Annotated in this window: 1 protein-coding gene; it reads right to left on the bottom strand. The window is 68.4% G+C overall.

The window, feature by feature from the left end; all coding sequences use genetic code 11:
* Positions 1 to 59 precede the first annotated feature (59 nt).
* Positions 60 to 503 carry a hypothetical protein gene (locus HUK84_RS20600; protein WP_176641852.1) on the bottom strand — a complete coding sequence of 148 codons (444 nt, stop codon included), beginning with the start codon at positions 501 to 503 and terminating at the stop codon, positions 60 to 62.
* Positions 504 to 844: the final 341 nt, after the last annotated feature.

Here is an 844-nt window from a genome sequence, read left to right as displayed (position 1 = left end):
GTGAGCTTGCCCGCGACGACGGCCCGCCGGTGCGGCGGCCTGTACGCGGCCTTGCGGCCTTACTGATCCAGGGTGAGTTCCAGGCCCTGCGCGGCGGTGGCCAGGCGGGCGCCCTTGGATACGGTGTCGATGCGGATGGTCACGCCATTGCCGTTATGCAGCACCGAGCCGCCGACGCCGTTGCCCAGCGTCGCTTCGCCGTTGCCGGCGACATAGGTGCCGTCGAAATCGTGCAGGTGCTTGAGATTATAGACCGTGCCGGTCCCGACGACCTTCGAGTAGCCGACGGCGACGACCGTGCCGCCCTTGACCGTGAAGCTGTAGCGGTGATGGCCGTAGACCAGCGTACCATGTCCCCAGGTCCAGCCGACGCCGACATCGGCCGACTGGGCCACCAGGGTGATCTGCCCCGACGGGGTTCCCAGGCCCTGGGCGGAGGCGGCGCCGCCCAGCAGCGACGTGGCGATGATGGCTGCGGCAGCCATGCGGGAGGTCATATGCATGATATCATCCCTTGATCATGGATGGGTGGCGCGGATCCGGGACCGGCGATCGCCGCCGAGCCCGCCGTTCCACCCTTGCAGTTTCGAAGATGCGGTTCCGAAGGGCCGGAACCGGAGACCGTCCATGGAAGCGGTCCTTCCATGAAACAGTCGTCAGGCGGTTTTGTTGCGCGCAACGCCCCGCGATGCGGCAAGGACGCCGCATTGCGATTCGTTGTAGCCGGAATCTCGCGAAAGCCGGAGACTCGGGGTCCGAGACTCGCGGCCTCGGGGGGATCAGCCGGCGCGGCGGGTCGCGCGCTCTTCGCGGACGACCTTGGTGCCGCGCGTGGCGGCCGGGG

The sequence above is a fragment of the Nguyenibacter vanlangensis genome (genome assembly GCF_013376155.1).
Lineage (GTDB): Bacteria > Pseudomonadota > Alphaproteobacteria > Acetobacterales > Acetobacteraceae > Gluconacetobacter > Gluconacetobacter vanlangensis.
Note: the sequence above shows the minus strand (reverse complement) of the source record. Positions and strands in the feature narration are given on the sequence as shown.

Bases quoted from the DNA above. Each gene is read 5' to 3' on its own strand.
- HUK84_RS20600 (WP_176641852.1), bottom strand. From the start codon at position 503: ATGCATATGACCTCCCGCATGGCTGCCGCAGCCATCATCGCCACGTCG.